The 26,852-nt window shown below is 70.5% G+C and carries 25 protein-coding genes and 2 tRNA genes; 12 read left to right on the plus strand and 15 right to left on the minus strand.

All coding sequences use genetic code 11. The features are described 5' to 3' along the window. The first annotated feature begins 161 nt into the window (after positions 1-161). The 6 genes from ACFY1U_RS17750 (at position 162) to ACFY1U_RS17775 (ending at position 4,349) form a co-directional block, all read left to right on the plus strand. Positions 162-1,127 (plus strand): ABC transporter ATP-binding protein, encoded by a 966-nt coding sequence (locus ACFY1U_RS17750; RefSeq protein ID WP_390695225.1) that lies wholly within the window; start codon positions 162-164, stop codon positions 1,125-1,127. Next, entirely contained in the window at positions 1,117-2,025 is a 909-nt protein-coding gene (locus ACFY1U_RS17755) for an ABC transporter permease (RefSeq protein ID WP_390695021.1), read from the plus strand. Before ACFY1U_RS17750 ends, ACFY1U_RS17755 begins: the two co-directional genes overlap by 11 nt. After that, complete coding sequence (locus ACFY1U_RS17760; RefSeq protein WP_390695022.1) at positions 2,022-2,933, plus strand: ABC transporter ATP-binding protein; 912 nt, start codon at positions 2,022-2,024, stop codon at positions 2,931-2,933. Before ACFY1U_RS17755 ends, ACFY1U_RS17760 begins: the two co-directional genes overlap by 4 nt. Positions 2,934-2,944: 11 nt before the next feature. Next, a complete protein-coding gene (locus ACFY1U_RS17765) occupies positions 2,945-3,664 on the plus strand; it encodes an ABC transporter permease subunit (RefSeq protein WP_390695023.1) in 720 nt (239 codons plus the stop codon). 103 nt (positions 3,665-3,767) lie between these two features. Continuing rightward, positions 3,768-3,968 (plus strand): hypothetical protein, encoded by a 201-nt coding sequence (locus ACFY1U_RS17770; protein ID WP_390695024.1) that lies wholly within the window; start codon positions 3,768-3,770, stop codon positions 3,966-3,968. Positions 3,969-4,262: 294 nt separating this feature from the next. Beyond that, positions 4,263-4,349 (plus strand) — tRNA-Ser (locus ACFY1U_RS17775). A gap of 19 nt (positions 4,350-4,368) precedes the next feature. Here the strand turns inward: ACFY1U_RS17775 and ACFY1U_RS17780 are convergent. From ACFY1U_RS17780 to ACFY1U_RS17820, 9 genes are all read right to left on the minus strand, one after another. Next, entirely contained in the window at positions 4,369-5,187 is an 819-nt protein-coding gene (locus tag ACFY1U_RS17780; protein ID WP_390695025.1) for an HAD family hydrolase, read from the minus strand. Further along, positions 5,184-6,461, minus strand: a complete 1,278-nt coding sequence (serS, locus tag ACFY1U_RS17785) for a serine--tRNA ligase (protein WP_390695026.1) — start codon at positions 6,459-6,461, stop codon at positions 5,184-5,186. The genes ACFY1U_RS17780 and serS overlap by 4 nt, the downstream gene beginning before the upstream one ends. A gap of 543 nt (positions 6,462-7,004) precedes the next feature. Continuing rightward, the gene (gene pheA, locus ACFY1U_RS17790; protein ID WP_390695027.1) at positions 7,005-7,937 is read right to left on the minus strand and encodes a prephenate dehydratase; all 933 of its coding nucleotides are present in this window, start codon (positions 7,935-7,937) and stop codon (positions 7,005-7,007) included. 34 nt (positions 7,938-7,971) lie between these two features. Further along, positions 7,972-9,282 carry an iron uptake transporter deferrochelatase/peroxidase subunit gene (gene efeB, locus ACFY1U_RS17795; RefSeq protein WP_390695028.1) on the minus strand — a complete coding sequence of 437 codons (1,311 nt, stop codon included), beginning with the start codon at positions 9,280-9,282 and terminating at the stop codon, positions 7,972-7,974. A gap of 8 nt (positions 9,283-9,290) precedes the next feature. Beyond that, positions 9,291-11,381 (minus strand): copper resistance protein CopC, encoded by a 2,091-nt coding sequence (locus ACFY1U_RS17800; protein ID WP_390695029.1) that lies wholly within the window; start codon positions 11,379-11,381, stop codon positions 9,291-9,293. Between the two features lie 13 nt (positions 11,382-11,394). After that, positions 11,395-11,844 carry a copper chaperone PCu(A)C gene (locus ACFY1U_RS17805; RefSeq protein ID WP_390695030.1) on the minus strand — a complete coding sequence of 150 codons (450 nt, stop codon included), beginning with the start codon at positions 11,842-11,844 and terminating at the stop codon, positions 11,395-11,397. Further along, positions 11,841-12,494, minus strand: coding sequence for an SCO family protein (locus ACFY1U_RS17810; protein WP_390695031.1), 654 nt, complete (start codon positions 12,492-12,494; stop codon positions 11,841-11,843). The genes ACFY1U_RS17805 and ACFY1U_RS17810 overlap by 4 nt, the downstream gene beginning before the upstream one ends. Before the next feature lie 81 nt (positions 12,495-12,575). Beyond that, entirely contained in the window at positions 12,576-13,313 is a 738-nt protein-coding gene (locus tag ACFY1U_RS17815) for a YcnI family protein (protein WP_390695032.1), read from the minus strand. Between the two features lie 161 nt (positions 13,314-13,474). Beyond that, positions 13,475-14,335 (minus strand): hypothetical protein, encoded by an 861-nt coding sequence (locus ACFY1U_RS17820; protein WP_390695033.1) that lies wholly within the window; start codon positions 14,333-14,335, stop codon positions 13,475-13,477. A gap of 223 nt (positions 14,336-14,558) precedes the next feature. Between ACFY1U_RS17820 and ACFY1U_RS17825 the strand changes: the two genes are divergently transcribed. After that, on the plus strand, positions 14,559-15,005 hold the full coding sequence (locus tag ACFY1U_RS17825; protein ID WP_390695034.1) for an ATP-binding protein: 447 nt from the start codon (positions 14,559-14,561) through the stop codon (positions 15,003-15,005). A 179-nt stretch (positions 15,006-15,184) separates the two neighbouring features. On the opposite strand, the gene ACFY1U_RS17830 is transcribed toward ACFY1U_RS17825, so the two are convergent. The 3 genes from ACFY1U_RS17830 to ACFY1U_RS17840 all read right to left on the minus strand — a co-directional run bounded on the left by ACFY1U_RS17830 (position 15,185) and on the right by ACFY1U_RS17840 (position 19,692). Continuing rightward, a complete protein-coding gene (locus tag ACFY1U_RS17830) occupies positions 15,185-16,552 on the minus strand; it encodes a PLP-dependent aminotransferase family protein (RefSeq protein ID WP_390695035.1) in 1,368 nt (455 codons plus the stop codon). 80 nt (positions 16,553-16,632) lie between these two features. Next, positions 16,633-18,099, minus strand: coding sequence for an aminopeptidase P family protein (locus ACFY1U_RS17835; RefSeq protein ID WP_390695036.1), 1,467 nt, complete (start codon positions 18,097-18,099; stop codon positions 16,633-16,635). Positions 18,100-18,180: 81 nt separating this feature from the next. Beyond that, positions 18,181-19,692: a PP2C family protein-serine/threonine phosphatase gene (locus tag ACFY1U_RS17840; RefSeq protein ID WP_390695226.1), complete on the minus strand. Its 1,512-nt coding sequence runs from the start codon at positions 19,690-19,692 to the stop codon at positions 18,181-18,183. A gap of 496 nt (positions 19,693-20,188) precedes the next feature. Here ACFY1U_RS17840 and ACFY1U_RS17845 point away from each other — a divergent pair, with 496 nt between their 5' ends. Continuing rightward, positions 20,189-20,854 carry a bifunctional DNA primase/polymerase gene (locus tag ACFY1U_RS17845; RefSeq protein WP_390695037.1) on the plus strand — a complete coding sequence of 222 codons (666 nt, stop codon included), beginning with the start codon at positions 20,189-20,191 and terminating at the stop codon, positions 20,852-20,854. 55 nt (positions 20,855-20,909) lie between these two features. Continuing rightward, positions 20,910-21,500 carry a hypothetical protein gene (locus ACFY1U_RS17850; protein WP_390695038.1) on the plus strand — a complete coding sequence of 197 codons (591 nt, stop codon included), beginning with the start codon at positions 20,910-20,912 and terminating at the stop codon, positions 21,498-21,500. Positions 21,501-21,744: 244 nt separating this feature from the next. On the opposite strand, the gene ACFY1U_RS17855 is transcribed toward ACFY1U_RS17850, so the two are convergent. From ACFY1U_RS17855 to ACFY1U_RS17865, 3 genes are all read right to left on the minus strand, one after another. Beyond that, on the minus strand, positions 21,745-22,710 hold the full coding sequence (locus ACFY1U_RS17855; RefSeq protein WP_390695039.1) for a DUF5926 family protein: 966 nt from the start codon (positions 22,708-22,710) through the stop codon (positions 21,745-21,747). A gap of 91 nt (positions 22,711-22,801) precedes the next feature. Beyond that, complete coding sequence (locus ACFY1U_RS17860; RefSeq protein WP_390695040.1) at positions 22,802-23,362, minus strand: ATP-binding protein; 561 nt, start codon at positions 23,360-23,362, stop codon at positions 22,802-22,804. Positions 23,363-23,631: 269 nt separating this feature from the next. Further along, positions 23,632-24,459 (minus strand): glycerophosphodiester phosphodiesterase, encoded by an 828-nt coding sequence (locus ACFY1U_RS17865; protein WP_390695041.1) that lies wholly within the window; start codon positions 24,457-24,459, stop codon positions 23,632-23,634. A 256-nt stretch (positions 24,460-24,715) separates the two neighbouring features. On the opposite strand from ACFY1U_RS17865, the gene ACFY1U_RS17870 reads away from it, so the two are divergent. The 3 genes from ACFY1U_RS17870 (at position 24,716) to ACFY1U_RS17880 (ending at position 26,852) form a co-directional block, all read left to right on the plus strand. Continuing rightward, a complete protein-coding gene (locus ACFY1U_RS17870) occupies positions 24,716-26,143 on the plus strand; it encodes a S1C family serine protease (protein ID WP_390695042.1) in 1,428 nt (475 codons plus the stop codon). A gap of 93 nt (positions 26,144-26,236) precedes the next feature. Beyond that, a tRNA-Ser gene (locus ACFY1U_RS17875) sits at positions 26,237-26,321 on the plus strand. 3 nt (positions 26,322-26,324) lie between these two features. After that, the gene (locus ACFY1U_RS17880; protein ID WP_390695043.1) at positions 26,325-26,852 is read left to right on the plus strand and encodes a hypothetical protein; all 528 of its coding nucleotides are present in this window, start codon (positions 26,325-26,327) and stop codon (positions 26,850-26,852) included.

Genomic DNA, 26,852 nt, shown 5'->3' on the forward strand with positions numbered 1-26,852 from the left:
GAGGCTGCGTCAATAGGAGGGGGCCTGGGCTGTGGATAACTCTGCGTAGCTCTCAGGTAGGGGAATCCCCTACGGACCCGTACGCCTGGAGTCTGATGCGAGTACAGCTCTGCGGTCTGACGACCGGCGTGGTCCGCGTCACTATCGTCGATGCCGTGACTGTGATCGCGACCGAAAGCCTGAGCAAGCGGTTCCCCCGGGTGACCGCGCTTGACCGGCTCTCCGTCGACGTCGGGCCCGGGGTGACCGGACTCGTCGGAGCGAACGGAGCCGGCAAGTCCACACTGATCAAGATCCTTCTGGGTCTGTCCCCCGCCTCCGAGGGCCGCGCCGAAGTGCTCGGGCTCGACGTCGCGACCAAGGGTGGCGACATCCGTGAGCGGGTCGGCTACATGCCGGAGCACGACTGCCTGCCGCCGGACGTCTCGGCCACCGAGTTCGTCGTCCACATGGCGCGCATGTCCGGCCTGCCGCCCACGGCCGCGCGCGAACGCACCGCGGACACGCTGCGCCATGTCGGTCTGTACGAGGAGCGCTACCGCCCCATCGGCGGCTACTCGACGGGTATGAAGCAGCGCGTCAAGCTCGCGCAGGCGCTGGTCCACGACCCTCAGCTGGTGTTCCTGGACGAGCCGACCAACGGCCTCGACCCGGTCGGCCGTGACGAGATGCTCGGCCTGATCCGCCGTATCCACACCGACTTCGGCATCTCGGTCCTGGTCACCTCGCACCTGCTGGGCGAGCTCGAGCGCACCTGTGACCATGTGGTGATCATCGACGGCGGCAAGCTCCTGCGCTCCAGCTCCACCACGGACTTCACGCAGACCACGACCACCCTCGCGATCGAGGTCACCGACAGCGACGAGCACCCGGACGGCACGCGCGTGGTGCGCGAGGCGCTGCACGCGCGCGGGGTGGAGGTCGCCGACGGCAGCGACGGCCTGCCGGGTGCCGGGCACATCCTGCTGCTCACGGCGCAGGGCGAGGAAACGTACGACCTCGTACGGGACGTCGTCGCGGATCTCGGCCTCGGCCTGGTGCGCATGGAGCAGCGCAGGCACCACATCTCGGAGGTCTTCAAGAGCGAGGAAGAGCAGCGGAAGGAGGCGGTCGGCCATGGCAGTTGAGAACCCTTCGGCGGCTGCGCCGGGTGACCAGACCCGCATCCACAACATCGGCTACCGCAGCTACGACGGCCCTCGCCTCGGCCGCTCCTACGCCACCCGCTCGCTGTACTCGCAGTCCCTGCGCGGCGCCTACGGCCTCGGCCGTTCGATCAAGTCCAAGGTGCTGCCGATGCTGCTGTTCGCGGTGATGTGCGTGCCGGCGGCCATCATGGTGGCCGTCGCCGTCGCCACCAAGGCGCACGCGCTGCCGGTCGAGTACACGCGCTACGCGATCATCATGCAGTCCGTCATCTGCCTGTACGTCGCCTCGCAGGCACCGCAGTCCGTCTCACGCGACCTGCGCTTCAAGACCGTACCGCTGTACTTCTCGCGGCCGATCGAGACCGCCGACTACGTGCGCGCGAAGTACGCGGCGCTGGCCTCGGCGATGTTCATCCTGACCGCGGCCCCGCTGATCGTGCTCTACGTGGGTGCGCTCCTTGCCAAGCTCGACTTCGCCGACCAGACCAAGGGATTCGCCGAGGGACTGGTATCCGTGGCACTGCTCTCGCTGCTCTTCGCCGGCATCGGCCTGGTCATCGCGTCGGTCACCCCGCGCCGCGGATTCGGCATCGCGGCCGTGATCGCCGTCCTGATCGTCTCCTACGGCGCCGTCTCGACCCTGCAGGCGATCGCCGACGCACAGGGCAGCACGAGTGCCATCCCCTGGATCGGTCTCTTCTCGCCGGTCACGCTCATCGACGGCGTGCAGTCCGCCTTCCTCGGCGCGACCCCGGCCCTCCCGGGAGGCCACGGCCCCTCGACCGGTCAGGGCGTGGTGTACGTCCTGCTCACCCTCGGCCTGATCGCCGCGAGCTACGGCCTGCTGATGCGCCGCTACAAGAAGGTGGGACTGTGACCACGCTCCAGATCGACCACGTCTCCCGCTGGTTCGGCAACGTGGTCGCCGTCAACGACATCACCATGACGATCGGCCCCGGCGTCACCGGCCTGCTCGGTCCGAACGGCGCAGGAAAATCCACCCTCATCAACATGATGGCCGGCTTCCTGGCCCCCTCCACCGGCACCGTCACCCTCGACGGACAGCAGGTGTGGCGCAACGAGTCGATCTACCGGCACATCGGCATCGTCCCCGAGCGGGAGGCGATGTACGACTTCCTCACCGGCCGCGAATTCGTCGTCGCCAACGCCGAGTTGCACGGCCTGGGCGCCAAGGCCGCACAGAAGGCGCTGGCCACGGTCGAGATGGAGTACGCGCAGGACCGCAAGATCTCCACGTACTCCAAGGGCATGCGCCAGCGCGTGAAGATGGCGAGCGCCCTGGTCCACGACCCTTCGCTCCTCCTCCTGGACGAGCCCTTCAACGGCATGGATCCGCGTCAGCGCATGCAGCTGATGGACCTGCTGCGGCGCATGGGCGACGAGGGCCGCACCGTGCTGTTCTCGTCCCACATCCTCGAAGAGGTCGAGCAGCTCGCCTGGCACATCGAGGTCGTCGTCGCCGGACGGCACGCGGCCAGCGGCGACTTCCGCAAGATCCGCCGCCTGATGACCGACCGGCCGCATCGCTACCTGGTGCGTTCCAGCGACGACCGCGCGCTTGCGGCCGCACTGATCGCCGACCCGTCGACATCGGGCATCGAAGTCGACCTAGCCGAGGGCGCGTTGCGCATCCAGGCCGTCGACTTCGGCCGTTTCACGGCGCTGCTGCCCAGGGTCGCCCGCGACCACGGCATCCGGCTGCTGACGGTCTCGCCGTCCGACGAGTCCCTCGAGTCCGTCTTCTCGTACCTGGTCGCGGCGTAGGAGGCCGAAAGATGTACGACCCCACAGTCGCCCGGCTCACCTACCGGGCCCTGCTCGGCCGTCGCCGGGCCCTCATCCTGGGCGCACTGCCCCTGCTGCTGATCGCGATCTCCATCGTCGTCCGCGCCCTCACCGGCGCCGACGACCAGACGGCCTCCGACCTGCTGGGCAGGCTCGCGCTCGCCACGATGGTGCCGATCATCGGCGTCATCGCCGGCACGGGCGCGATCGGACCGGAGATCGACGACGGCTCGGTGGTGTACCTGCTGTCCAAGCCGCTGAAGCGGCCGACGATCATCTTCACCAAGCTGATCGTGGCGATCGCGGTGACGATGGTGTTCTCCGCGCTGCCCACCCTCATCGCCGGCTTCATCCTCAACGGCAACGGGCAGCAGATCGCCGTCGCCTACACGGTCGCCGCGCTGGTCTCCTCCATCGCCTACGCGGCGCTGTTCCTGCTGCTGGGCACGGTGTCCCGGCACGCGGTGGTCTTCGGTCTCGTGTACGCGCTCGTCTGGGAAGCCCTGTTCGGCTCCCTGGTGCCCGGTGCGCGCACGCTGAGCGTCCAGCAGTGGTCGCTGGCCGTCGCCCACAAGGTCGCCGGCGGCGACCTGGTCACCTCCGACGTCGGCCTGACCACGGCCACGGTCCTCCTGATCGCGGTGACCGTCCTCGCCACCTGGTACGCCGGGCAGAAGCTGCGCACGCTGAAGCTCGCCGGTGAGGAGTGACAACTCCCGACCTTGACGGGGACTTCATCTCTGTCCGGGCAGACTGGGCAAATGGGGATGTACGGCTGACGCACCTGGGGATGTACGACTGAGAGGAACGGGCATGGCAGACGACTGGGACGAACTGGTCCTGGACGAGGACTTCATACGAAGCGCCGAGACCTCCGAGCCGTCTGCCCGTGCCCGCATGCTCGCCGCCCGCTGGCGCAACGAGGAGCCCGAGCCGCAGCCCTGGCGCTCCGACGAGCCGCCCGCGGGCTGGTTCTTCAGCAAGGCGCGCCGGCGCAGGTGGCGGCGGCGCTGATGCCCGTACGGCCGTTGTCCGGTCGTTTTATTCGGTGGCGTCCAACTCGTCCGACAGGCACAGTGGTTGTGTCCACGCCGCCGGACGCCCGCACTTTCGGATGCTGCTCCGGCGCCACGTTCTGGGAGAGGAGCCGGGCGATGTCCATGCACGACAGTACGTCCAGCTCCCGACAGGGCAGCCCGCGGCGGGTTCCGGTGTAGTTACCCCACCGTCGAACCCGCTCCGCACGGGGAGCTGCCCGGGGCGGCCGCTTCGAGCACGCGATGTCGCTCTCGCGTGGGCCGCCCACCCGGAGGATTGGCCGAGTGGTAAGGCACTGGCTTGCTAAGCCAAGGTCGGGGATCACACCCCGCGCACGTTCGATCCGTGCATCCTCCGCAGACATGAGCTGAACAGCTCAGCCCAGCAACCGCTCCAGTACCACCGCGATCCCGTCCTCCTCACAGGAGGACGTCACCTCGTCCGCGACCGCCTTCAGTTCCTCGTGCGCGTTGGCCATCGCCACCCCGTAGGAGGCCCACGCGAACATCGGGATGTCGTTGGGCATGTCGCCGAAGGCGATCGTGTCCGCCGCCTTGATGCGCAGGCGGCGGGCCGCCAGCGACAGGCCCGTGGCCTTGGACAGGCCCAGCGGCAGCAGCTCGACGATGCCCTCGCCCGCCATCGCGACCGTGACGAAGCCGCCCGCGGCCTCGCGCGCAGCCTCGGCGAGCTCGTCGTCGGACAGCTCCGGGTGCTGTATGTAGATCTTGTTCAACGGGGCCGACCAGAGGTCGGACGCGTCCGTGAACGGCGTCACGGGAAGCTCGCCGGTGAGCGCGTACCCCGGCCCCACCAGGACGTCGCCGTCCAGGCCGTCGCGGCTCGCCGCCAGGTGCAGCGGGCCGACCTCCGCCTCGATCTTCGCCAGGGCCACGCCCGCCAGCTGCCGGTCCAGGGTCACCGACGTCAGCAGACGGTGCTCCCCGGCGTCGTACACCTGCGCGCCCTGACCGCAGACCGCGAGGCCCTGGTAGCCGAGGTCGTCGAGGATGTGCCGGGTCCAGGGAACCGCGCGGCCGGTGACGACGATGTGCGCGGCGCCCGCCTCGGTGGCCGAGGCGAGCGCGTCACGGGTGCGCTGCGAGACCGACTCGTCGGGGCGCAGGAGCGTTCCGTCGAGGTCGGTCGCGATGAGTCTGTACGGGAAGCCCGGGGTTGTGGACGCGTCGCTCACTTGGCGACCGGCTCCAGGACCTCCCGGCCGCCCAGGAACGGGCGCAGCACCGGCGGCACATACACGGAGCCGTCGGCCTGCTGGTGGTTCTCCAGGATCGCCACGATCGTCCGCGGTACGGCGCACAGCGTGCCGTTGAGCGTCGCGAGCGGCTTGACCTGCTTGCCGTCACGGACGCGGATCGACAGCCGGCGGGACTGGAACTCGGTGCAGTCCGAGGTCGAGGTCAGCTCGCGGTACTTGCCCTGCGTGGGGATCCACGCCTCGCAGTCGAACTTGCGGGCCGCCGAGGAGCCCAGGTCGGCCGAGGCGACGTCGATGACGCGGAACGGCAGCTCCAGCGAGGTCAGCCACTCCTTCTCCCACTGCAGCAGACGCTGGTGCTCGGCCTCCGAGTCCTCCGGGGCGACGTAGGAGAACATCTCGACCTTGTCGAACTGGTGGACGCGGAAGATGCCCCGGGTGTCCTTGCCGTGCGAGCCGGCCTCACGGCGGAAGCAGGGCGAGAAGCCCGCGTACCGCAGGGGCAGACGGTCGGCGTCGAGGATCTCGTCCATGTGGTACGCGGCGAGGGGGACCTCGGAGGTGCCGACCAGGTAGAGGTCGTCCTTGTCGAGGTGGTAGACGTCCTGGGCCGCCTGGCCGAGGAAGCCCGTGCCCGCCATCGACTGGGGCCGGACCAGGGCGGGCGTCAGCATCGGCGTGAAGCCGGCCGCGGTGGCCTGGGCGATCGCCGCGTTGACCAGGGCGAGCTCGAGCAGGGCGCCGACACCCGTCAGGAAGTAGAAGCGCGAGCCGGAGACCTTCGCGCCGCGCTCCACGTCGATCGCGCCGAGGAGCGTGCCGAGCTCCAGGTGGTCCTTGGGCTCGAAGCCCTCGGCGCCGAAGTCGCGGATCGTGCCGTGCGTCTCGAGGGTGACGAAGTCCTCCTCGCCGCCGACGGGCACGTCGGGGTGGACGAGGTTGCCGAGCTGGAGGAGCAGCTCCTGCGTCTCGGTGTCGGCGGCGTCGCGCTCGGCGTCGGCGGCCTTGACGTCGGCGGCGAGCTGGCTCGCCTTCTTCAGCAGCTCCGCCTTCTCGTCCGCGGAGGCCTTGGGGATGAGCTTGCCGAGCTGCTTCTGCTCGGCACGCAGCTCGTCGAAGCGGACGCCGGACGACCTGCGCCGCTCGTCGGCAGACAGGAGAGCGTCGACGAGCGCGACGTCCTCTCCACGGGCGCGCTGGGACGCGCGCACACGGTCGGGGTCCTCACGGAGCAGGCGAAGGTCAATCACGCGGTCAAGGCTACCGGTGCCGGGATACGGCCCACGACTCACCATTCCCCACAGTCGTCAATTGCGGCTTACGTTCAGTTATGAGCAAATTGCCGACAGTGTCAACAAAAGGCGTCTCACTCCCTGGTACGGGGCAGGCGGTTGGCGCCCGGTTGACTCGATTCCCTTGTGGGGAGCGGGACTTGGGGTTTGGTTGTCCACAGCGATCCACACCCTCCGAAGAGTTATCCACAGGCTGTGCGGAGGGTCTGTGGATTTCGGAATTGATCACTGCGAAACCGGTGGGTCACGCCGAGGAATCGTGCCCCAGACCCTGATTTACCACCACTTTCGAGTGGAAAGCGGTCGCCCCAAAGGATTGCCTAAAGGAAACAGGTGGACGAACGGTGACATGCGATCCGGTGGACGCGAGAGGGATCCGCAGGCAGATTTGTCGACAGAGTCGCGGTTCCGTGTCGACTTGTCCCCAGGTCGAGAACCTTGCCTGTGGATAACTTCTGTGGACAACAAAAATCTGCAGGTAGGACCGGCCGGACGGACCGGCTAGAAGCGGCCGTCCTGGCAGCGGGCGACCCAGTCCGACGCTGCGAGGAACTCCTCGTCCGAGGTCCCCTGGCGCGGAGCGCGCACGTCCTCGACACCGATGTCCGCACGCGGGTACGAGCCCAGGAAGCGCACCTCCAGGCAGATCCGCTTGAGGCCCATCAGGGCCTCGGCCACCCGGCGGTCGGAGATGTGGCCTTCGGCGTCGATGCAGAAGCAGTAGTTGCCGATGCCGGCGCCGGTGGGCCGGGACTGCAGCAGCATCAGGTTGATGCCGCGGGTGGCGAACTCGCCCAGTAGGTCCCGCAGGCCGCCGGGGTGGTCGTCGCGCTGCCACAGCACGACGGACGTCTTGTCGGCGCCGGTGGGTGCGGCGGGCCGGGCGGGCCGGCCGACCAGCACGAACCGGGTCTGCGCGTTCTCGGCGTCGTGGATCCCGGTCTCCAGGGCCTCCAGGCCGTACCGGGCGGCCGCGAACTCGCCCGCGAAGGCGGCGTCGTATTGGCCCTCCTGGACCAGACGGGCGGCGTCCGCGTTCGAGGCGGCGGACTCCCAGTGGGCGTCCGGGAGATTGTTCTTCAGCCAGTTGCGCACCTGGGGCTGGGCGGCCGGGTGGGCGGAGACCGTCTTGATGTCGGAGAGCTTCGTACCCGGCCTGACCAGCAGCGCGAAGGTGATCGACAGCAGCACCTCGCGGTAGATCATCAGCGGGGCGCCCGCGACCAGCTCGTCGAGGGTGGTGGTGATGCCGCCCTCGACGGAGTTCTCGATCGGCACGAAGGCGGCCTCGGCCTCGCCGCCGCGGACCGCGTCCAGCGCGGACTGCACCGACACGTACGGGATCAGCTCCCGGGTGGCCGCTTCGGGAAGGGTGCGCAGGGCGACTTCGGTGAAGGTGCCCTCGGGGCCGAGATACGCGTAGCTCGCTGGCATGACCTCACCCTAATGGGCCTTACGCCGACGCGGCTCACCCCTCCAGCAGCCGCTGCCCCACGTACTCCCCCTGTGCCGCCCCGCCCGGTACCGCGAACAGGCCGCTCGCCTCGTGGCGGATGTACTTGGACAGGGCGTCGCCGCGGTCGAGCTTGCGCTGGATGGTGACGAAGCCGCGCAGCGGGTCGGCCTGCCAGCAGACGAAGAGGAGCCCGGCGTCGGGGACGCCGTTCGCGTCGAACCCGTCGTGGTACGAGAACGGGCGGCGCAGGATGGCGGCACCCCCGTTCTGGTCGGGGCGGGAGATACGGGCGTGGGCGTTGCCGGGGACGACGTAGTTGCCCTGCGCGTCCGTCTTCTCCAGGTCCATCGCGGTCGTCTCGGTGCCCCCGGACAGGGGGGCTCCGTCGGACTTGCGGCGCCCGATGACGTCCTCCTGGTCCTTGAGGGAGAGCTTCTCCCAGTCGTCGAGGAGCATGCGGATGCGGCGTACGACGGCGTAGGAGCCGTTCGCCATCCAGGCGGGGTCCTTGGAGCCCGAGGACGGCACGAAGATCCGCTTGTCGAAGTCGGACTCGGTCGGCTTGGGATTGCGGGTGCCGTCGAGCTGGCCCATGAGGTTGCGGGCCGTCATGGGGTGGGCGGTGGCGCCCGGAGTGCGGTTGAAGCCGTTCATCTGCCAGCGGATACGGGCCGCGCTGCCCGCGTCCTTCTGGATGGCACGCAGGGCGTGGAAGGCGACCAGGGCGTCGTCGGCGCCGATCTGCACCCACAGGTCGCCGTTGCTGCGGGCCTTGTCGAGGTGGTCGGAGGAGAAGTCGGGCAGGGGGTCGAGGGAGACCGGGCGCTGCTTCTCCAGGCCGGTGCGGGAGAAGAAGCTGTGGCCGAAGCCGAAGGTGATCGTCAGGGACGACGGGCCCGCGTCCCGGGCGACATCTGTGTCGTCGCTCGCCGCCGCCTCGCCCGCCATCAGCCGCTCGGCCGTCGCCGACCAGCGGCGCAGCAGTGCGGCAGCCTCCTTGCGGCCCGCGCCCGCCGTCAGGTCGAAGGCGACGAGATGGCCGCGGGCCTGGAGGCCCTCGGTGATGCCGGGCTGGTGTTTCACGTGAAACATCACCCGATTGGCGCCGATTGAGCTGAGGGGGGTGGCCTCGGAGGGGGCGGCGGCATACCCCACGGCTCCGCCGGCCGCGCCGAGCACGAGCCCGGTGGCGCCGGCGGTGCCGAGCAGCTTCCGTCGCGAAATGCCGTCTCCGGGGAGCGCATTCTCGGAAGCGCTCTCCTCCGGAGCCGCGTCGGGAGCTGCGCCGGGGGTGCGGGCCTCCCGAATGGACTTGTCAGCCATGGTGCGATTCAGCCGATCTGCGCGTTCTTGGAGACGGTCACCTGGTCGATGTCGGAGGTGCGCACGGTCACGGCGACCTTCCAGTCGCCGGCCATGGGGATCTGCACCCCGTTGGTCGCCCAGTGTCCGGTGGTGATGTGGTCGGGGTTGACGGGCAGCGGCCCGATCTTCTTGGTCTCCAGGGTGAAGGCGACCTTCACCTCGGGGATGTCGAAGGCGCGCCCGTTGGGCCGCTGTACGTAGACGTGCATGTCGTTGCCGCCCACGCGTGCGGGGTCGAGGTCCACGGACACGACGCCCTTGCCGTCCGTGCCGCCCGTGTCGAAGGGCATGGTCAGGGTCAGCGCGCCGGACGAAGCGTCGGCGCCGGCAGAGGAGGACGAGGACGACGAGGTGGCCGCCTTGGCCTCCTGTTCCGTGCGTCCGGGCTCGGTCTGCGTCAGCACGGTGGTGACGGCGAGCAGGACGACGGCGACGCCCGCCTCGGCGAGTACGGAGCGCCGCAGACCGAACCGGTCGGGGTCGGCGTCGCGCTGCCGCTTCTGCCGTGCGGTGGCCATGGCGGCCTTCTGGCGGGCGAGTTGGGCGGCGCGCTCGGAGCCGGCGGGCGCTTCGGAGTCGCCGGAGGTCCGGGCCTCGTCGGCGCTCTCGGGCTCGTCGGGCTCCTGGGAGTCGGCGGTGGACGCGGTGCCACCCTCGGCCGTGGAGCCGTGAGCGGCCCGTGGTCCTGCGCCGGCCGAGGAGTCGGCGGTCGCCGTGGCCGTCTTCGCCGAGCCTGCTGCGGCCCGGGCGGCAGCAGGCTCCCTGACGCCCAGGTCGTCGTCCTCCGACGTGTCCTGCTCCACCGCTTCCTCGCGTGGCCGCACGACGGCGGTGTCCGCCAGCCGTGCCGTCCACCGCCGCGAGATCCCTGCGATGCCGACGAGCAGCGCCACGAGCCCGATCTTGACGAGCAGCAGCTGTCCGTACGCCGTGTCGGTGAACGCCGACCAGGAGCCGAGCTGCCGCCAGGACTGGTAGATGCCGGTCGCGACGAGCGCGAGGACGCTGCCGAAGGCGACTCGGGAGAAGCGGCGTACCGCCGCGGCCTCGATCGGGGTGTTTGACCGGTACAGCGCCACGAGGAGCGCGCACAGGCCGCCCAGCCAGCCGGCCACGGCCAGCAGATGGACGATGTCGACGGGCATCGCGACGCCCGGCTGGAGCCCGGTGGAGGCGTGCTCCGCCATCGCCCAGCTCGCCGCGAGCCCGGCGGCCACCACGGATCCGCCGATCGCGAGCCCGAACGTCAGGTCCCGCTTCTCCTCGTCGTCCCGCTTGTCATAGGCGCCGAAGAGCACCGCGATGAACAGGGCCGCCGCGGCGAGCAGCAGCAGCCGGGAGATCAGTGCCGCGCCCGACTTGGTCTGCAGCACCTGTCCGAGCAGGCTCAGGTCGAAGATGGCCCCGACCTTGCCGGAGCTGGTGTAGGAGCCGCGCAGGAGCAGCAGCAGGAGGGTGGCCGAGGTGAGCGCGAGCCACCCGGAGACCACGAGCCGCTGCAGCGCCCGTACGCCGGAGCCGCGCCGCCAGCAGGCGAGCACGAAGGCGGCGCCGCCGACCAGGACGATGAAGCCGGCGTACGACACATACCGGCCGAAGCCGTACAGCCAGCCGACGATCCCGCCGCCCACCGTCCGGTCGGTGACCGAGACGGTGGTGGTGGAGGGGGCGCCGATGGAGAAGGTGAAGGCGCCGGCGACCGGGTGGCTGTCCGCGGAGACGACCTGCCAGGACACCGTGTAGGTGCCGTCGGGCAGCCCGCTGTGCAGCGGCACGGCGTAGGACGTGCCGCTCACGTTGGACGGTTTGCCGGTGTCGACGCGCTTGCCCTTGGGGTCGAGGACCCGCAGCGAGTCGTCGGACGTGGCGACCTTCTCGGAGAAGGTGAGCGTGACCTGGCTGGGTGCCTTGTCGACCACCACCCCCTGCGCGGGGTCGCTGCCGGTCAGCGCTGCGTGCGCGGAGGCCGGCCCGGCGCCCGCGAGGAGCACGCCGAGAACGGCCAGGAACAGCAGCGCCAGGGTCCGCACACGGCGGGGGGCGATGGTCCGGGTCACGATGGTCCCTCCCTCAGTGGCCGGTCGCGGGGTTGTACGTGGCCGACTTGACCGGCATCTCAACCTTGATCGGGCCGGACTTGGCGAAGTGCAGTTCGAGGGTCACTTTCTCGCCCTGCTTCGGCTTGCGCTTCAGGTTCTCGAACATCAGGTGATTGCCGCCGCTCTTGAACACGAGTTGACCGTGAGCGGGGACATCCAGGGACTTGACCTCCTCCATGGACTGCCCGACCGTCTCGTGGACGGTCACGCTGCCCGCGGCGTCGCTGGTGACGGAGGTCAGTGCGTCCTTGGTGCCGCCCTTGTTGGCGATGGTGAGGAAGCCCGCGGCCATGTCGGAGACGGGCTGGGGCATGTAGGAGGAGCTGACGGACAGGTCGGGCTCGGCGTCGCCGGAGCCGCCGCAGCCCGCCAGCGCCAGGGCTCCCGCCAGCACCACGGCGGGGGCGACGAGGTGCCTCACGGGTTCTCCCCCTTGATGATCTTGGGGAGGTCCTTGGTGTAGTCGTCGACCTGGGCGTCCTCGTCGTAGAGGACATAGCCGCCGTCGGTCTTCGGCGAGAACGCGATGACCTGGGTGCCGTGCACCGAGACGGTCTTGCCTGTCTTCTTGTCCTTGTGGGTCGGCTCGATGGAGATGCCGAGGGTGCGGGCGCCCGCCTGGATGGTGGCGAAGTCGCCGGTCAGACCCACGAACTGGGGGTCGATGCCCTTGAGCCACTTGCCGAGTTCGGCCGGGGTGTCGCGCTGGGGGTCGGTGGTGACGAACACCACCCGCAGCTTGTCCTGTTCGGCCTTGGGCAGCTGCTTCTTGGCGACGGCGATGTTGTTCATCGTCAGCGGGCAGATGTCGGGGCAGTGGGTGTAGCCGAAGTAGATCAGCGTCGGCCGGCCCGCGGTCTCCTTGCGGAAGTCGTACTTCTTGCCCGTGGTGTCGGTGAGGACGAGGTCCGGCTTCTCGAACGGCTTGTCGAGAACGGTCGCGGCCTTCTGCGAGGTGTCCTCGGAGACCACGGCGACGGGCGAGTTGCTGTCGTCGCCGCTGCCGCAGGCGGAGAGGGTCAGGGTGGCGGCGGCGAGCAGCGCGGCCGCGGCGAACGTCTTCTTGCGCATAGAAAAATGTCCCAGATGTGAGAGCTCCGGGGTGCACCGGGGGTCATACGTCCCCCGGCGCACCACACGGAAGAACAGGTCTCAGGCGTCGCTGCGACGACGTCCGGCGAGCACGCCGTACGCCACGCCGAGCGCGCCGACGACGATGCCCACGACGCCGAGCACGCGCGCGGTGGTGTCGCTGCCGTCGGAGGCGGCTGAGGTGACGGCCGCGGTGTTCTCGCCGGTCTTGGACTCGTCGGAGGCGTCCTTGGCGGTCGAGCCGTGCGAGTGGCCGTCCTCGGAGCCGGCGGACAGGGTGAGCACGGGGGCCGGGTTCTCGGGCTCCTCCGCGCCGTCCTTCTGCACCTCGATCCAGCGCACGACCTCGTTGTCGGAGTACGTCTGGAGAGCCTTGAAGGTCAGTTCGTCGGCGTCCTCGGGCAGCGCGCCGACGGAGACCGGGAACTTCTCGAAGTAGCCGGGTTCGATGCCCTTGCCGTCGGCGGTCCAGGTGATCTTGGAGACGGCCTCGCTGATCTTCTTGCCGTGCACCTCGAGCGGCTTGGCGAGCTTGGACTTGGTGACCTTGATGTTCCAGCCGTCCATCGGCTCCGGCAGGGCGGAGGCCAGCGGGTGGTCGGTCGGGAAGGTCACCTCGAGCCTGGTGGTCGAGGCGTCGTCGCGCTCGTTGGGGACCTTGAAGTCGACGACCGCGTAACCGCCCTTGGCGGCCGTGCCCTCGGGCTGCACGGTGACGTGTGCGAACGCGGGCACGGACAGGACGACGACGGCTGAGGCGGCGAGGGCGCCGGTGGTGGCGAGACGGGAAGCCTTCATGAACGGATGCACTCCACTTCGGTATTCGAGTGAGTTCCGGTGGTCGGAGGAACGCGTGCGCATGGATGCCGGAAAAATGGATGCCGGAAAATGCGGGCACGCGCGTGTGCCGCACGACGGCGGCCCCGGTCCCACGGATGTGGAGTGGCGGTCGCGTCGCGTCAGGCGGCGAGGGCGAGGGCCGCGGCCGGCGGGCCGCGCCTGATCACCGTGTGCTGGAGTGCGGTGGTACGGGGCTTCGGCGGCGCGAGCAGCGCGGTGCGGGGCGGTCGCGGGCCCGCCTCGGGCGCGGCCGGGAGCCCGGCACGCAGGGCGCGCACCAGCGCTAGCGCCGCGCGCAGGGACCGCACGAATGCGCCCTCGGCCATGGACTGGGCGGAGAGTTCCATGAGCCGCAGCAGGGCCAGGTCGCCGCGGCGCAGCAGCCAGCCGGCGGCGACCGCCGCGAGGACGTGGCCGAGCAGCATCGGCAGGGACGGCAGCAGGGAAGCCGCGGAGGTGGCGCCGGACAGGGCGTCCGCCGGATGGTGCATGGAGCTCATGTCCATGTTCATGGCGGTGTCCGGGGAGAGCCGGGCGTCGGCGAGGAGCCTGCGGGCCTGGGCGGGGCTGATCGCCGCAGCCGTCGTCCCGCACACGAGCCGCGCCGCCCGCTCCACCAGCGAGGCGTCGGACGTCGACGCCATGGAGGACATGGAGGACGTGGACGACATCGACGACATCGACATCGCGCCCGAGGAGACCGTCTGCTGCCCCAGCCCGAACAGCGTGTGCAGCACGGTCTGTCCGGCCGCGAGCAGTGCCGTGATCCCGGTCAGTGAGCGCACGCGCCCGGCGAGCGGTGCCGCGACCAGGACGGCCCCCAGGAACCCCGCGCCCAGCGTCCACAGCGGAACCGTGGCGCAGGAGGCGAGGGTGTGACCGCCCGCGGCCAGCACGACGCAGACCGCGGCGAACACCGCGGCCCGCAGGATCCGGAGATCGTTTCCGGAGCGCACCGTGCGCTGGTGGGGGGCAGTCATGGCGGGCTCATCATCGCACTGGGCCCCCGGCCGCCCTACGGCAGGTCCGCAAGGTTCCCTGCCGACCGGAAGATCACTCTCTGGTACGACCGGCCCGCACATACACCGATTCTGTTTCGGACGCATCGCCCATATGGGCGGCATCACGTCAACTCCGTGCTTACGCACGGCTGCGCGCGGCAATAAGAAACGGTATGTCGAGCCGCGGCCGGGAGGCTGGAGCATGAGCATCTGGTGGTCACTCCACTTGCGGCGTGAAGCTGCGAGCGTTCCGCTCGCCCGACGCCTGCTGCTCGGCACGATGGAGACGGCGGGAGTCGACCCCGACGTCTGCTACGACCTCTCCGTCGCCCTCACCGAGGCGTGTGCGAACGCCGTCGAGCACGGCGGGGGCACGGTGCACGGCGCCTCCTCGGAGGCGTACCGGGTCACCGCCTACCTCGACGGCGAGAAGTGCCGTATCGAAGTCACCGACTCCGGCCCGGGGTTCGCCTTCTCCGCGACGCCCCGCCCCTCCCGCCCCGACGCCGAGCACGGCCGGGGCCTCGGGCTGATCAAGGAGCTGGCCGACCACGTCCACATCGGCCACAAGCCGGGGCGTACCGGCACGGTGGTGAGCTTCGACAAGATCCTCAAGTGGCGGGACGACTCACCGCTGATGGCGGTGTGAGGGGCCCTCAGCTTCCTCGGCATTCCCAGCTGGTTCTCATCGGCGCCCGCCGTATCGGTGAGCCCACCCCGCAGCTGCGCGCGGCATCCACGGGGGACTGTGGGCCTCCTGGCGGGCGCGCTGCTCTCGGACGCGCTGCCGGTGGGCACGGGCTCACGGGTGGTGTGATCCGGGGTTCCTCAGGCTCCCTCCAGCACCTTCACCAACACCTCCAGCGCCTCCGGATACGCCCGCTCCCGAGGCGTCCCGTACCCGACCACGAGCCCCTGCGGGCGCCCCTCGCCGGGCGTGTGCCAGTGGTCTCCCAGGTGTCCGACGGCGAGCCCCTCGGCCTCGGCCCGCTTCAGCGCCGCTTCCTCGTCGGCGACCTCCACCAGCGCGTGCAGCCCGGCGGCGATCCCGCGTACGTCGTGCTTTCCGCCGAGCCGGTCCAGGAGCTGGTCCCTGCGTCTGCGGTATCTGAGCCGGCACGCGCGCACATGCCGGTCGTAGGCATGGCTGTCGATCAGTTCGGCGAGCGCCAACTGGCCGATGGACTCGGTGTGGTGGTCGCTGTGCAGCTTGGCGTCGGCGACCGCGTCGACCAGGTGCGGCGGCAGCACCATCCAGCCGAGCCGCAACGCGGGCCCGAGCGTCTTGGAGGCCGTACCGAGGTAGACGACCCGGCCCGGCGCCATCCCCTGGAGCGCGCCCACGGGCTGCCGGTCGTAGCGGAACTCCCCGTCGTAGTCGTCCTCGACGATCAGCCCGCCACGCGCGCGTGCCCAGTCCGTGAGCGCCCGCCGCCGCTCGGGGTGCAGCGTCACACCGGTCGGGTACTGGTGCGCCGGCGTGACGACAACGGCCTTGAGGTCCTCCAACTCCTGTGCGCACAGGCCCCGTTCGTCCACCGGCACCGGCACCACGCGTCCCCCGTTGCGCCGGACCACCTCCCGGTGGAACGGCAGCCCCGGGTCCTCCATGGCGATCTCCGCACCGTCCAGCACACGTGTGAGCAGCGCCAGCCCCTGCACATACCCGGAGGTGATCACGATCCGCTCGGGCGGCGCGATGACCCCGCGGGCCCGTCCCAGATACCCCGACAGCGCGGTCCGCAGCTCGATACGGCCGCGCGGATCCCCGTAGTCGTACGCCAGCAGCGGCGCTGTCGCGATGGCCCGCCGCAGCGCCCGCAGCCAGGCCGCCGCGGGAAACGCCCCGACGTCCGGACTGCCGGGCCGCAGATCAAAACGCGGGGTACGCGCGCGTGCCGCCGCCTTGGGCGCGTCGGCGTCCAGGGAGGGCAACGAGGCGACCTGGGTGCCTGACCCCTGCCGGGCCGTCAGATACCCCTCCGCGACCAGCTGGTCGTAGGCGGCCTTGGCGGTTCCCCGCGAGACACCCAGCTCGGTGGCGAGCCGCCGGGTGGCGGGCAGCCGCGTCCCGGGCGCGAGCCGCCCGTCGCGCACGGCGTCCCTGAGCGCCCGCTCGAGCCCGACCCGCCGCCCGTCACCGGAATCGGGCTCGAGATGCAGGTCGACTCCGACGCCGGACCAGAAGTCGTCCACGACGACGCTCCCCCCAGGTTGGTGATTCCAGGCACGTCAATGGCCGGGCACCTCCCTGGTACCCGGCCATTCGTCTCGTATCAGCTCTTGAGCGAGGCCATCCAGGCCTCGACCTCGTCGGACCGGCGCGGCAGCCCGTCCGACAGGTTCCGGTTGCCGTCGGCCGTCACCAGGATGTCGTCCTCGATCCGGACCCCGATCCCCCGGTACTCCTCCGGCACCGTCAGGTCGTCGGCCTGGAAGTACAGCCCCGGCTCGACCGTGAGCACCATGCCGGGCTCCAGCGTCCCGTCGACGTACGACTCCACGCGCGCGGCAGCGCAGTCGTGCACGTCCAGGCCGAGCATGTGCCCGGTGCCGTGCAGCGTCCAGCGCCGCTGCAGCCCGAGCTCCAGCACCCGCTCCACGGGCCCCTCGACGAGCCCCCACTCGACGAGCCGCTCGGCGAGCACCCGCTGCGCGGCGTCGTGGAAGTCGCGGTACTTGCCGCCCGGCTGCACCGCCGCGATACCGGCCTCCTGGGCGTCGTACACGGCGTCGTAGATCTTCTTCTGGATCTCGGTGAAGCGCCCGTTGATCGGCAGGGTGCGTGTGACGTCGGCCGTGTAGTACGTGTGCGTCTCGACGCCGGCGTCCAGCAGCAGCAGGTCGCCCGAGCGGACCGGCCCGTCGTTGCGCACCCAGTGCAGCGTGCAGGCGTGCGGTCCGGCGGCGGCGATCGTGCCGTAGCCGACGTCGTTGCCCTCCACGCGCGCGCGGAGGAAGAACGTGCCCTCGATGTACCGCTCGGAGGTCGCCTCGGCCTTGTCCAGGACGCGCACGACGTCCTCGAAGCCGCGGACCGTCGAGTCGACGGCCTTCTGCAGCTCGCCGATCTCGAACTCGTCCTTGACCAGCCGTGCCTCGGAGAGGAAGACCCGCAGCTCCTCGTCGCGCTCGGCGGTGACCTTGTCGGTCAGCGCGGCCTCGATCCCGGCGTCGTACCCGCGCACGACCCGCACCGGACCGGTGGCCTCACGCAGCGCGTCGGCCAGTTCGCGCACGTCGGAGGCGGGGATGCCGTACAGCTTCTCCGCCTCGGTGAGGGAGTGCCGGCGGCCGACCCACAGCTCGCCCTGGCCGGAGAGCCAGAACTCGCCGTTCTCCCGGTCGGAGCGCGGCAGGAGGTAGATCGTCTCCCGGTGGCCGTCCGCGGTCGGCTCCAGGACCAGGACGCCGTCCTCGGTCTGGTTGCCGGTGAGATACGCGTACTCGACGGACGCGCGGAAGGCGTACTCGGTGTCGTTCGAACGGGTCTTCAGGTTGCCCGCCGGGATCACCAGACGCTCGCCCGGGAAGCGCGCCGACAGCGCGGCGCGCCGCGCTGCGGTCTGAGCGGCCTGGGCGATCGGCTCCAGGTCACGCAGCTCCGTGTCGGCCCAGCCGGACTTCATGTTCTCGGCCAGCTCGTCGGAGACGCCCGGGTACAGGCCGTTCTTGCGCTGCTTGATCGGCTCTTCGGACTCAGCTTCCGGGGTCGCCGGCGTGAGCTCGTCTGCCACGGTCATCCTCCTCGATACGGCACTGGACCCCCTCCATCGTACGGTCGTACGGAAGGGGGCCCAGGCCCGGAAGACCCTTACCGGCTCCTACTCGAAGCGAGCCGCGAGCAGCGCCACGTCCTCATCGCTCTCCGCCGCGTCCAGCCCGTCCGGCAGGACCGTCCGCAGCACATGGTCGGCGATCGCGTCCGGGTTGTGCCGCAGCGCCCTGGGGACGCCCGCCGCCGCCGCGTGCAGGCGGGCGAAGGCGCGGTCGGTGGGGTCGCCGGTGCGGTGCAGCAGACCGTCGGTGTAGAGCAGCACCGTCTCGCCGCGCTCCGCCTGGAACTCCGTGCTCGGCGCCTCCCAGCAGGCGAGCATCCCGAGCGGCGCGGACACGGAGGTCTCCACGAACTCCGTGCGCCGCTCGCCGACCAGCAGGGGCGGGCAGTGCCCGGCACCGGCCAGCGTGATCTTGCGCAGGGAGGGCTCGCAGTAGGCGAACAGGGCGGTCGCGGAGCGGGCGGGCTCGGTGAGGCGCAGCAGCAGCTCCAGGTCGGACAGGACCGCCACCGGGTCCTCGCCCTCCATCACGGCGTACGCGCGCAGGGAGGCCCGCAGCCGCCCCATCGCGGCGACCGCGCTCGGCCCGGAACCGGTGACCGAGCCCACCGCGAGGCCCAGCGCGGCGTCGGGCAGCGGAAGCGCGTCGAACCAGTCGCCGCCGCCGCGCGGGCCGGTGCGGTGGCGGGCGGCGAGCTGCACGCCGGCCACCCGGGGGAGCCGGGACGGCAGCAGCTCCTCGGCGATCGTCGTCATGCACGCGCGCGTGCGTTCCACCTCCACCAGCCGGGCCAGGTGCTCGCCGGCGTAACGGGCGTAGAGCCCGACGAGGTGGCGCTGCCGCTCGAGCGGTTCGGCGGGCTCGTCGTAGAGCCACACGGCGGCGCCGAGGCGGCCCGAGCGCTCGCCGGCCAGGGGGAGCGCGTAGCAGGCGGCATAGCCGAGACGGGCGGCCACCTCGCGATGCCGGGGGTCGAGCCCGTCCTCGGCGAAGAGGTCCGGCTGGGCGATCTCGCTGTCCCCGCCCGGCAGGCCCTCGAGGATGCGGCCGTACGACATGGCGCTGCGCGGCACCGTCTCGATGTGCCCGAGGTCGGCGCGGGCGAGGCCGAGGCCGATGGTGGTGTCCGGTCCGAGGCCGTCGACCGGTTCCAGTACGAGGAGACCGCGCCGGGCGCCGACGAGGGCGGCTCCGGCGCGCAGCAGTTCCGTCAGGGCGTCCGCGAGCGAGTCCGTGTGGTTCAGGCGTTCGGTGAGTTCATGGAGGGTCGTGAGGTCGGAGACCCAGCCGGCCAGCCGGTCGGTGAGCAGCGCCCCCGGGGGGTTGGGCGGAGGGACCGGTGAGGTACCCGAGGCTGCGGGCGCGGGCGCGACAGTGTGTGCGGGCGACGGAACCGTTGAATCGATTCCGGCCACTTTCGGAGGGTGAGGGGCGTTCATGGCGTCCGGCTTCCGGACCGGTGCGTATTGCTCAAAAGCATCGCAAACCCCCATGTCATTCTGCGCCGCTAGCAGTGTCTCCACATGTACACGCACTCGTAAGGGGATGTCCAGCATTGTCCTGCTGGGATTCCTGGTGTCCATGGGCACCGAGTGATCCCCTTGCCTAAAAGCAAATTTGGCTTAAAACTGACTCGGGTAACGGGGTATTGCGGTCGACTGGGCTTGCTCGACGGAGCGTCACAGCGGTCGTGATGGGTACGTACTCGGAGAAGGCCAGGGGTGGTGGACCGCCACCCGGAACCTGGTGACCGACTCCGGGCGTCTTAGCCACCGACGACCGAGCCCCATCCTCCCGTGGCGGAGGCGAAGAGAAATACGCGGGACGGCAAAACGCCAGACTTCGCCACCCCCACGCCACGCCCATGCTTTTGATGGACGCAGCATGGACGAGGCTGCCGCGGATGCAGTCAACGTTCGGCCCATAGGGGATCCCCTTGCCCAGAGCAGGGGTGTGATGCGCCAACAGGTACGCACAGTGAAGTGATCGACACATGGTGTGATGTGGCCCCCACGGTGTTGCCAGCGGTGCAACGGAAAGGAACGAGCGCTCATGCGCGAGATCCTCGGAAGGCGACGCAGGCTCCTGTCCAAGCGCAGCGACGGAAGGCCTGAGTTGATCAGCGCGGCCCTGACCTTCGCGACGGAATGGCAGTGGCCCGTACTCCCGGGTGTGGCGGCGGACCCGCAGGCGCGTTCCCGCTGCGGCTGCCCCGACGCGGAGTGCACGGTACCCGGCGCACATCCCTTCGACCCCGGTCTCCTCGCGGCCACCACCGACGCCCGCATGGTGCGCTGGTGGTGGAGCAACCGGCCGGCCGCGCCCGTCATCCTGGCCACCGGCGGCAAGGCCCCCTGCGCGGTGAGCATGCCGGCCCTCGCCGCCTCGCAGGCCCTGACCGCACTCGACCGCATGGGCATGCGCCTCGGCCCGGTCGTCGCCTCGCCGAGCCGCTGGGCGATCCTGGTGAAGCCGTACAGCATGGAGCAGTTGGGCGAGCTCCTCTACGCCAAGGACTTCGTCCCCGGCTCCCTCCGCTTCCACGGCGAGGGCGGCTATGTGGCCCTGCCCCCGTCCGAGACCGGCGAGGGCGAGATCCGCTGGGAGCGCGCGCCGCTGCCCGGCTCCGCCTCCCCCTGGGTGCCCGACGTCGAGGCCGTGGTGGACGCGGCCGTCGAGGCCCTCACTCGTACGGGTGTGAGCGCGCCCGAGTTGTAGGGGTGTCGGGCGCGCGCGGGACGGCACGCGCCCGCGTGCTCGTTATCTTCCGCACATGCTGCATGATCCTGGGGGACACCCCCCAGACTCCCGAATCCGTCTGCTCGCCATGGCGGGCGTAGTGGTGTGCGCAGTCGTGCTGCCGCTGGCCGTGGCCTCCGCGGGACCGGCGGGCGACGAGGGGCACACCGTCGTGCGTGCCCCCGCGCGCGCATCCGTACGTGCCTCCCCGCGTCCCGAGGACGCCAAGGCGCCCTCCGCCGCCCCCGCCCCTTCCCCCCTGCTCGATCTCGGTCTGGACACAGCCGTCCGCTGCGGCCCCGAACTCACCTCCCCCGAAGGCGTCGAGGCACAGACCTGTGTGCTCACGCAGGGCGAGGACACCTGGGCGCGCACCTACTACCGCAATGTGACCGGCAAGGCCCTGGACTCCGCACTGAGTCTCATGGGGCCCGGTGGCCGCACCGTGCAGCTGAGCTGCGCCGTGGGCGCCGAGGACGAACCGGGGATGTGCGAGACACCCCGGCAGCACACCCGGGGCGCGCTGGACGGATACACGGCGGTCGCGGAGTTCGCGGGGCGATCCGGGCGCGGTCCGCTGCTGCTGCGCTCCGGGAGCAACTCCGGGAAGCCCACCGGGAGTTGACGGGCGACCGCATTCCGTAAAGGAACCGCGCACATGAAAAGACCCGGTTGCTGGCGACGGGGGATGCACCAGCAACCGGGCTACTGGAACGGTAACAAGAGATCCGCGGTTCGCAAATTCGATCCGGGCTTTCCAGTCACGTATTGGCTTGTCCCCAGCGGGACTTGTGAGCGGAGTCACCGGTTCCGGCAGATCGGGTCCCGCTGACCGACCGGTCAGCAGGACCCCGTCTTGTCGCTCCTCGTCAACTCAGTGTGACCTGGCGGTTGGTGAGGCCGCCACGTGCGCGGCGCTCGTCGGCCGTCAGCGGCGCGTCCGAGGCGAGGGCCGCCGCGAGGCGCTCGGCGAACTCGGCCGCCGGCTTCTCGATGTCGTCCGCGCCGACCCCGCTCGGCAGGTCCCAGACCGGGACGGTGAGCCCGTGAGCGCGGAAGGAACCCACGAGGCGGGTGCCTTCACCGAGGTTCGACCGGCCGGCCGCGTGCAGCCGCGCGAGGGCGTCCAGAAGCTGCTCCTCGGGATGCGGCATGACCCAGCGCAGGTGGTTCTTGTCCGGCGTCTCGCACCAGTACGCGGCGTCCACGCCGGTGAGCTTCGCGGTCGGGATGGCCGCGGCGTTGGCCCGCTCCAGCGAGGCGGCCACCTCCGGCGTGGCGTTCTCGGAGTCCGGGACCCAGAACTCGAAGCCGCTGTGCACAACTGGCTCGAACACGCCTTCGGGGTCGAGCAGATCCTGCAGCCGCGGACCGTCGGCCGGAGCGCGCCGGCCCTCGACCGGTGTGCCGGGCTCGGCGGTCAGCGCGCGCTGGAGGGTGTCGGCGAGGTCGCGGCTGATGTCGCCGGACGCCGTGTCGTTCTGCAGGCCCAGGAGCACCGAGCCGTCGTCGCGGCGCAGGGCCGGCCAGGCCATCGGCAGCACCGTCGCCAGCGTCAGGGACGGGACGCCCTCGGGCAGACCGCCCTTCAGGGGCAGTTCCACGGTGGCGGCCGGCACCAGCTCACGCAGCGCCACCCAGTCGCACTCGCCCGGAAGTCCCTCGAAGGGCCGGTGCACCAGCTCGGTCACGGCGTGTGCGGCGGCCCGTCCGTGACAGGCCTTGTAGCGGCGGCCACTGCCACACGGGCAGGGCTCGCGGGCGCCGACGACCGGGACCTCACCCTCCGTGATCTGCGGGCGCTTGGCCTTCGTCTGGGGTCGCTTCTTGGCCATTGTGGGTGTCTCCCGGTTACGGCTCGTCTGGTACGGCGGGAGCCTAGCCGTTCACACCGTGCGCCACGGGGACCTGTGGACAGCCAGGTGTTCAGTCCAGGTCGTCGAACGCGTCCGCGAAGCCCAGGGCCGGCATCGCCGGGATCCTCGACACCGTCGGTGAGGTGACGCGCGTAGCGAAGTCGTCGCGTCGCAGCCTGGCGTCCGGGTCGTGGACGTCCTCGTGCACGACGACCCATACGGTGACCTCGCCGCGGGCGTCGTCCCGTACGCCCCAGTCCTCGGCCAGCGCGGTGATGATGTTCAGCCCGCGGCCGCCGTGCGCGGTGACCGAGGGCGTGGCCGGAGCCGGGCGCGTGGGCCCGCCGCCGTCCGTCACCTCCACCGTGAGTCGGCCGCTCCCGTCCACCCGCCATGCGGCGCGGACGTCGCCGTCCCCGGCCAGGGCGTCGCCCAGTGGCCGGCCGTGCTTGCACGCGTTGCTCAACAGTTCGGAAAGAATGAGTACGGCATCGTCGATCACGGCGTCCGGCACGCCGCCCGAGCGCAATTGCTCGCGCATACGGTGTCGCGCCTCCCCCACGCCCGCAGGGCCATGGGGTACGGCCATGCTCGACGACGTGGGCACCTCCTGTGCCACCACCAACGCCACCCCCGAGACCTCCTTTGCCCCACGCCACGGTGTGGATGCCCCATTGGCCTGTACCGGAAACCGGCCAATCCACGTTCAGTGACGCATTCGCAACGATCGAATACGGAGCGAATGCGCCGGAGCACTCCCTGTAGCCGTGTGGCTGGATTTCGACTGTGGCCGAGTCTGGAGGATGGTGCCCGAGTGGCGGGTGGGTCAAGGGTTCTTCACAGGTCTTTACCGGTGACGAACGGTGACGAACCGTAGTGACGAACCGTGAGGAACGCCGCTCAGCGGCCGAGCTGACGCAGAACCGCACGTGGGCGGTTGGTGATGATGGCGTCGATGCCCAGGTCGACGCAGAGATCCACGTCCTCGGGCTCGTTCACCGTCCACACGTGCACCTGGTGGCCGGCCGCCTTCAGGCGCTCGATGTACGCGGGGTGGTTGCGCACGATCCGGATCGAGGGGCCCGCGATCCGGACACCCGCCGGCAGCCGTCCGTCGCGCAGCCGGGGCGAGACGAACTGCAGCAGATAGACCGTCGGCAGGGTCGGCGAGGCGGCACGCACGCGATGCAGCGAGCGCGCCGAGAAGCTCATCACGCGCACGGGCGACTCGGCGGCCGACGCGGGGGCGTCCAGCCCGAACCGCTTCAGCAGCATCAGCAGCCGCTCCTCCACCTGCCCCGCCCACCGAGTCGGGTGCTTGGTCTCGATCGCCAGCTCCACCCGCCGCCCCGCGTCGGCGACCAGCTCCAGCAGCCGCTCCAGGGTCAGTACGGAGGTGTCCTCCCGGTCCTCGGGCCGGAACTCCCAGTCGGGCTCCTCGTCGCGGGTGCGCCACAGCTCCCGGGTCCTGCGCGAGCCGAAGTCCAGGGCGGCGAGCTCCGCGAGCTCCAGCGCCGAGACCGCGCCCCGGCCGTTGGACGTACGGTTGACGCGACGGTCGTGGACGCACACGAGATGGCCGTCCGCCGTCAGGCGTACATCACACTCGAGGGCGTCCGCACCGTCCTCGATGGCCCTTTTGTATGCGGCCAGGGTGTGCTCGGGGGCCTCTTCGGAGGCTCCGCGGTGGGCGACGACTTGAATCCGGTGCCGGCGTGCGTGGGTCACCGCGTCATGGTGCCATCGCAGAGGGGTAGTCGTGCGATCGGAGGAGCATAGATTGCGCCCCTTTTGCCTGTCATGGCCTATATAAAGAATGGCCCCGGACCCACAGGCACCGCTTATGGTGCCCTGACGGCTCATGGGAAAAGCTGACGGCATACAAAAGAACATGCACAGCTGCATCGCGCCGGACCGTCGAGAACGTGAACGAGCGTGACCGAGTGCGACCGAGAACAACAGCCGTGGACCGAGGAGAGAAGCTGTGAGCACCGAGAACGAGGGCACCCCGGTACCCCCGGCCCCGTCCGCACCCCCCGTGCCGGTGGACGCTCCCGCTCCCTCGGCACCCGCCGCCCCCGAGGGGAGCGACCGGACGGCCCCACTTCCGCCCGTACCCCCGAGCGCCCCCGGCGCGCAGGAGCACACACAGGAGCAGCAGCAGGCGCCCGCGGGCTCGGCCCCGGACGCCTCCTGGCCGCCCCCGGCCGTGCCCTCCTACGCGGACGGCGGCGCCGGCGGCGCGGGCTCCGGCTGGGGCTCCTCCTACCAGCAGCCCGCACCGAAGTCCGGCCGTGGCGGTCTCGTGGCCGCGATCCTGGTGGCCGCGCTGCTCGCCGGCGGCCTGGGCGGCGGCCTCGGCTACACGCTGGCCAAGAACAACGACGACAACACCGGTTCCACCACGGTCTCCGCCGCCACCAGCGGCGGCGCCGTCAAGCGGGACGCGGGCACGGTCGCGGGCGTGGCTGCCAGGGCGCTGCCGAGCACGGTCACCATCGAGGCCGAGTCCACCAGCGGCGAGGGCGGCACCGGCACCGGTTTCGTCTTCGACACCCAGGGCCACATCGTCACCAACAACCACGTCGTCGCGGACGCGGTCGACGGCGGCAAGCTCACGGCGACCTTCCCGAACGGCAAGAAGTACAACGCCGAGGTCGTCGGCCACGCGCAGGGCTACGACGTGGCGGTCATCAAGCTCAAGAACGCTCCGTCGGACCTCAAGCCCCTGACCCTGGGCGACTCCGACAAGGTGGCGGTGGGCGACTCCACGATCGCCATCGGCGCCCCCTTCGGCCTGTCCAACACGGTCACGACGGGCATCATCAGCGCCAAGAACCGCCCGGTGGCCTCCAGCGACGGCTCCGGCAGCAGCAGTGCGTCGTACATGAGCGCCCTGCAGACGGACGCCTCGATAAACCCGGGCAACTCCGGCGGCCCGCTGCTGGACGCGGCGGGCAACGTCATAGGCATCAACTCCGCGATCCAGTCCACCGGCAGCGGCGGCGGCCTCGGCGGCTCCAGCCAGTCCGGCTCGATCGGCCTGGGCTTCGCCATCCCGATCAACCAGGCCAAGTACGTCGCCCAGCAGCTGATCAAGACCGGCAAGCCGGTCTACGCGAAGATCGGCGCGTCCGTCTCCCTGGAGGACTCCTCCAGCGGCGCGAAGATCACCGAGCAGGGCGCCGGCGGCTCCGCCGCGGTCGAGTCCGGAGGCCCCGCCGACAAGGCCGGCCTCAAGCCCGGTGACGTGATCACCAAGCTCGACGACCGCGTCATCGACTCCGGCCCCACCCTGATCGGCGAGATCTGGACGCACAAGCCCGGCGACCAGGTGACGATCACCTACGAACGCGACGGCAAGTCCCACACGGTCCAGCTCACCCTGGGCGCGCGGCAGGGCGACAGCTGACCTCGCGGTTCGGACCCGGTGCGGACCATGGCCCGCACGACGCACGCAGGGCCGGTACGCTGTACCCGCTCCGCCCCTGGTGGGCGGCAGCGGGGTGGGTTGCCCGAGCGGCCTAAGGGAACGGTCTTGAAAACCGTCGTGGCGCGAGTCACCGTGGGTTCAAATCCCACACCCACCGCTGGTGGTTGGGCCTTGGTGCCGGAACGATTCCGGCACCAAGGCCCTCTTGCTTCACGTGGCAACGACACGCTTCCGCATCAGAGCCTGGGTCCTCCTGCCGACGTTCTTCCTCGCCGCGTGCACGTCGGGGTCTGGCGTCGAACGGGTTCACGCGAACGCGGCCTCCCCCGGCCGAACCACCACGACCGCGGCACAGCAGGAGAAGAAGCTCGGTGCAGTAGCCCGGTCGGCCCTGCAAGCCATCGCGACCGGCTCGGCGGTGGCCTCCGGCCTGGAGCGTGTGTCGGACGGACTGCACACTGATCCTGGCCTTTCCGCAGGTACCGCATACCGCCTGACCGTGGTCTGTGCCGGCACCGGAACCGCTGTCATCGAGTTCGCACCGGCAGGCGCGGCGGCCAGGAAGCCGTTTCCCTGCGACGGGACGGCGGTCCTGGAACGCTTCACCGCGAAGCGCGCGCAACACGTCGACATCAACGGCGGCCGGGGCGCCACAGGGATGATTGCCTGGCGGATCGAACGGGTGTGA

This window comes from Streptomyces sp. NPDC001351, from assembly GCF_042896045.1.
Taxonomy (GTDB): domain Bacteria; phylum Actinomycetota; class Actinomycetes; order Streptomycetales; family Streptomycetaceae; genus Streptomyces.

Excerpts from the sequence above, each read along its gene's own strand:
- ACFY1U_RS17755 (WP_390695021.1), top strand. The coding sequence starts at position 1,117 with ATGGCAGTTGAGAACCCTTCGGCGGCTGCGCCGGGTGACCAGACCCGC.
- ACFY1U_RS17765 (WP_390695023.1), top strand. The coding sequence starts at position 2,945 with ATGTACGACCCCACAGTCGCCCGGCTCACCTACCGGGCCCTGCTCGGC.
- ACFY1U_RS17770 (WP_390695024.1), top strand. The coding sequence starts at position 3,768 with ATGGCAGACGACTGGGACGAACTGGTCCTGGACGAGGACTTCATACGA.
- pheA (WP_390695027.1), bottom strand. The coding sequence starts at position 7,937 with ATGCCAGCGAGCTACGCGTATCTCGGCCCCGAGGGCACCTTCACCGAA.
- efeB (WP_390695028.1), bottom strand. The coding sequence starts at position 9,282 with ATGGCTGACAAGTCCATTCGGGAGGCCCGCACCCCCGGCGCAGCTCCC.
- ACFY1U_RS17810 (WP_390695031.1), bottom strand. The coding sequence starts at position 12,494 with ATGCGCAAGAAGACGTTCGCCGCGGCCGCGCTGCTCGCCGCCGCCACC.
- ACFY1U_RS17815 (WP_390695032.1), bottom strand. The coding sequence starts at position 13,313 with ATGAAGGCTTCCCGTCTCGCCACCACCGGCGCCCTCGCCGCCTCAGCC.
- ACFY1U_RS17820 (WP_390695033.1), bottom strand. The coding sequence starts at position 14,335 with ATGACTGCCCCCCACCAGCGCACGGTGCGCTCCGGAAACGATCTCCGG.
- ACFY1U_RS17825 (WP_390695034.1), top strand. The coding sequence starts at position 14,559 with ATGAGCATCTGGTGGTCACTCCACTTGCGGCGTGAAGCTGCGAGCGTT.
- ACFY1U_RS17835 (WP_390695036.1), bottom strand. The coding sequence starts at position 18,099 with ATGACCGTGGCAGACGAGCTCACGCCGGCGACCCCGGAAGCTGAGTCC.
- ACFY1U_RS17840 (WP_390695226.1), bottom strand. The coding sequence starts at position 19,692 with ATGCTGGACATCCCCTTACGAGTGCGTGTACATGTGGAGACACTGCTA.
- ACFY1U_RS17845 (WP_390695037.1), top strand. The coding sequence starts at position 20,189 with ATGCGCGAGATCCTCGGAAGGCGACGCAGGCTCCTGTCCAAGCGCAGC.
- ACFY1U_RS17850 (WP_390695038.1), top strand. The coding sequence starts at position 20,910 with ATGCTGCATGATCCTGGGGGACACCCCCCAGACTCCCGAATCCGTCTG.
- ACFY1U_RS17855 (WP_390695039.1), bottom strand. The coding sequence starts at position 22,710 with ATGGCCAAGAAGCGACCCCAGACGAAGGCCAAGCGCCCGCAGATCACG.